Raw genomic sequence first — 4,139 nt, 5'->3', positions numbered from 1 at the left:
GCTCGCGAATGCGGGATGTCAGTCGCCATCAACGGTAGCTGATACACCGCTTTCGCGAGCAAGCCCGCTCCCACAGGAGGCGATGGTGTTCCGGGGGAACGTGTCTGCATTGCTCCGACGTAAATCTGTATTTTTCCTAGAAGAACCGCCCGCTCCGGTGGGCAGGTTCTCATTGCGTGAGATTGCGTTATGGATGGTATTTTCCTGCAGCAACTGGTCAATGGCCTGACCCTCGGGTCGGTCTATGGCCTGATCGCCATCGGCTACACAATGGTCTACGGCATCATCGGCATGATCAACTTCGCCCACGGCGAGGTTTACATGATTTCCGCGTACCTCGCGGCAATCAGTCTGGCTCTGCTGGCTTACTTCGGTATCGAATCCTTCCCGCTGTTGATGCTCGGCACGCTGGTTTTCACCATCGTCGTCACCGGCGTCTATGGCTGGGTAATCGAACGCGTCGCCTACAAACCTCTGCGCAACTCCACCCGACTGGCACCGTTGATCAGTGCCATCGGTATCTCGCTGATCCTGCAAAACTATGCCCAGATCAGCCAGGGCGCCCGTCAACAGGGTGTTCCGACGCTGCTCACCGGTGCCTGGCGCATCGACGTCGGCAGCGGTTTCGTCCAACTGACCTACACCAAGATCTTCATTCTGGTCGCCGCATTTGTCGGCATGGGCCTGCTGACCTACGTGATCAAGTACACCAAGCTCGGCCGCATGTGTCGCGCCACCCAGCAAGACCGCAAGATGGCCTCGATCCTCGGGATCAACACCGACCGGGTGATTTCCTACGTGTTCATCATCGGTGCAGCGATGGCGGCGCTGGCCGGCGTGCTGATCACCATGAACTACGGCACGTTCGACTTCTACGCAGGCTTCGTCATCGGCATCAAGGCGTTCACCGCCGCCGTGCTTGGCGGGATCGGCTCACTGCCCGGCGCGATGCTCGGCGGGATCATTCTCGGCATCTCCGAGTCGCTGTTCTCGGGCCTGGTCAACTCCGACTACAAAGACGTGTTCAGCTTCTCGCTGCTCGTACTTGTTCTGGTCTTCCGGCCTCAGGGCCTGTTGGGCCGTCCTCTTGTGTCGAAGGTGTAAGCGATGTCTTCAACCACCCAAAAATCCATCGATATCAAAAAAAGTCTGGTTGAGGCGATTCTGGCCGGCCTGATTGCCCTGATCGTGTTCGGTCCGATTGTCGGCGTCGTGCTCGAAGGCTACAGCTTCAACCTCGAACCAACCCGCGTGGCGTGGATCATCGGCATTGTCATGATCGGCCGCTTTGCCTTGAGCCTGTTTCTGCAGACGCCCAAGGGCCTGAAGATTCTCGATGGATTCGAGAGCACCGGCTCCGGTGTGCATGTGCTGCCTGCCGATCACAAATCACGCCTGCGCTGGATCATTCCGCTGTTGATTGTGCTGGCGGTGATTGTGCCGTTTGTCTCCAACTCGTACCTGCTGGGCGTGGTCATCCTCGGGCTGATCTACGTGCTGCTGGGTCTGGGGCTGAACATTGTGGTCGGGCTGGCCGGTCTGCTCGATCTCGGTTACGTGGCTTTTTACGCCATCGGCGCCTATGGTCTGGCGCTGGGTTATCAATACCTCGGGCTGGGCTTCTGGACCGTGCTGCCACTGGCGGCAATCACTGCCGGTTTGGCCGGCTGCATCCTCGGTTTCCCGGTGCTGCGTCTGCACGGCGACTATCTGGCGATCGTGACCCTGGGCTTCGGTGAAATCATTCGCCTGATCCTTAACAACTGGCTGTCGCTGACCGGCGGGCCGAACGGCATGCCGGCGCCATTGCCGACCTTCTTCGGTCTGGAATTCGGCAAGCGGGCCAAGGATGGCGGGGTGCCGTTCCATGAGTTCTTCGGCATCGCCTACAACCCGGACGTGAAGTATTACTTCATCTACACGGTTTTGTTCCTGGTGGTACTGGCCGTGCTGTACATCAAGCATCGTCTGGTGAAAATGCCGGTGGGTCGCGCTTGGGAAGCCCTGCGCGAAGATGAAATCGCCTGCCGCTCGATGGGCCTCAACCACGTACTGGTCAAGCTTTCGGCGTTCACCATCGGCGCATCGACCGCGGGCCTGGCCGGGGTGTTTTTCGCCACCTATCAAGGCTTCGTCAACCCGACCTCGTTCACCTTCTTCGAATCGGCGCTGATCCTCGCCATCGTCGTGCTCGGCGGCATGGGCTCGACCATCGGCGTGGTGATTGCGGCATTCGTGTTGACGGTTGCTCCGGAACTGCTGCGCGGCTTCGCTGAATACCGCGTGCTGCTGTTCGGCATCCTGATGGTGTTGATGATGATCTGGCGACCACGCGGGCTGATTCGCATCAGCCGTACCGGGGTCACTCCACGTAAAGGTGCCATTCACTATGAGAGGACTGCGCCATGAGTGAAGTCGTACTCTCTGTGGAAAAACTGATGATGCACTTCGGTGGCATCAAGGCCCTGAGCGATGTCAGCCTCAAGGTCAAACGCAACTCGATCTTCGCCCTGATCGGCCCCAACGGCGCCGGCAAGACCACGGTGTTCAACTGCCTGACCGGGTTCTACAAGGCCTCCGGCGGCAAGATCGAACTCAACGTGCGCGGCAAGCAGACTAACGTCATCCAGCTGCTGGGCGAGTCGTTCAAACCGACCGACTTCGTCTCGCCGAAAAGCTTCCTCAGTCGCCTGTACTACAAGATGTTCGGCGGCACCCATTTGGTGAACCGCGCCGGCCTGGCCCGGACCTTCCAGAACATTCGCCTGTTCAAGGAAATGTCGGTGCTGGAGAACCTGCTGGTGGCGCAACACATGTGGGTCAACCGCAACATGCTCGCCGGCATCCTCAACACCAAGGGCTACCGCAAGGCCGAAAGTGATGCGCTGGACTGCGCGTTCTACTGGCTGGAAGTGGTCGATCTGGTGGACTGCGCCAACCGTCTGGCCGGTGAACTGTCCTACGGCCAGCAACGCCGTCTGGAAATCGCCCGGGCCATGTGCACGCGGCCGCAGATCATCTGCCTCGACGAACCGGCTGCTGGCCTCAACCCTCAGGAAACCGAAGCGCTGAGCGCGATGATCCGGCTGCTGCGCGACGAGCACGATCTGACCGTGGTGCTGATCGAACACGACATGGGCATGGTCATGAGCATTTCCGACCACATCGTGGTGCTGGATCACGGCGTGGTCATCGCCGAAGGCGGGCCTGAAGCCATTCGCAACGATCCGAAAGTGATTGCCGCCTACCTGGGCGCCGACGAAGAGGAGCTGGTATGAGCAAACCGATCCTCGAACTCAAAGACCTGGACGTGTTCTACGGCCCGATCCAGGCCCTCAAGGGCGTGTCGCTGCAGATCAACGAAGGCGAGACCGTCAGCCTGATCGGCTCCAACGGCGCGGGTAAATCGACCCTGCTGATGTCGATCTTCGGCCAGCCGCGCGCGGCGGGTGGGCAGATCCTCTATCAAGGCGTCGACATCACCCACAAGTCCTCGCACTACATCGCCTCCAACGGCATCGCGCAGTCGCCGGAAGGGCGGCGGGTGTTCCCCGACATGACCGTCGAGGAGAACCTGCTGATGGGTACCATCCCGATCGGCGACAAATATGCCAAGGAGGATATGCAGCGCATGTTCGAGCTGTTCCCGCGGCTCGAAGAGCGCCGTACTCAGCGGGCGATGACCATGTCCGGCGGCGAGCAGCAGATGCTCGCCATTGCCCGCGCATTGATGAGTCGGCCGAAGCTGTTGTTGCTCGATGAGCCGAGCCTGGGCCTGGCGCCGATCGTGGTGAAACAGATCTTCGCCACCCTGCGGGAACTGGCGAAAACCGGCATGACCATTTTCCTCGTCGAGCAGAACGCCAACCATGCGTTGAAGCTGTCTGACCGGGCGTATGTGATGGTCAACGGCGAGATTCGCCTGACCGGTACCGGCAAGGAGTTGTTGGTGAATGAGGAGGTGCGTAACGCTTATCTGGGCGGGCACTGATTCTGCTTGAGTTGTCCACAAAGCCCCGCGACGAAAGTCCCGGGGCTTTTTACATCCCAAGTCCCGCACAAATCCCTTGTGGGGGCGGGCTTGCTCGCGAAGAGGGTGTGTCAGATAACGCCGTGTTTTATGACACATCCTCTTCGCG

Annotated in this window: 4 protein-coding genes; all 4 read left to right on the top strand. The window is 59.8% G+C overall.

The features are described from left to right. Positions 1-189: 189 nt before the first annotated feature. The 4 genes from QMX91_RS29465 to QMX91_RS29450 are packed head-to-tail and all read left to right on the top strand — an operon-like array spanning position 190 to position 3,991. Positions 190-1,104 carry a branched-chain amino acid ABC transporter permease gene (locus QMX91_RS29465; RefSeq protein ID WP_027613532.1) on the top strand — a complete coding sequence of 305 codons (915 nt, stop codon included), beginning with the start codon at positions 190-192 and terminating at the stop codon, positions 1,102-1,104. Between the two features lie 3 nt (positions 1,105-1,107). Further along, complete coding sequence (livM, locus tag QMX91_RS29460; RefSeq protein WP_135294846.1) at positions 1,108-2,409, top strand: high-affinity branched-chain amino acid ABC transporter permease LivM; 1,302 nt, start codon at positions 1,108-1,110, stop codon at positions 2,407-2,409. Continuing rightward, positions 2,406-3,278 carry an ATP-binding cassette domain-containing protein gene (locus tag QMX91_RS29455; protein WP_027613534.1) on the top strand — a complete coding sequence of 291 codons (873 nt, stop codon included), beginning with the start codon at positions 2,406-2,408 and terminating at the stop codon, positions 3,276-3,278. The genes livM and QMX91_RS29455 overlap by 4 nt, the downstream gene beginning before the upstream one ends. Then, positions 3,275-3,991 carry an ABC transporter ATP-binding protein gene (locus QMX91_RS29450; RefSeq protein WP_047600666.1) on the top strand — a complete coding sequence of 239 codons (717 nt, stop codon included), beginning with the start codon at positions 3,275-3,277 and terminating at the stop codon, positions 3,989-3,991. The genes QMX91_RS29455 and QMX91_RS29450 overlap by 4 nt, the downstream gene beginning before the upstream one ends. Positions 3,992-4,139: the final 148 nt, after the last annotated feature.

It is taken from the genome of Pseudomonas sp. PS01299 (assembly GCF_029960145.1).
In the GTDB taxonomy this organism is placed as follows: domain Bacteria; phylum Pseudomonadota; class Gammaproteobacteria; order Pseudomonadales; family Pseudomonadaceae; genus Aquipseudomonas; species Aquipseudomonas putida_A.
Note: the sequence above shows the minus strand (reverse complement) of the source record. Positions and strands in the feature narration are given on the sequence as shown.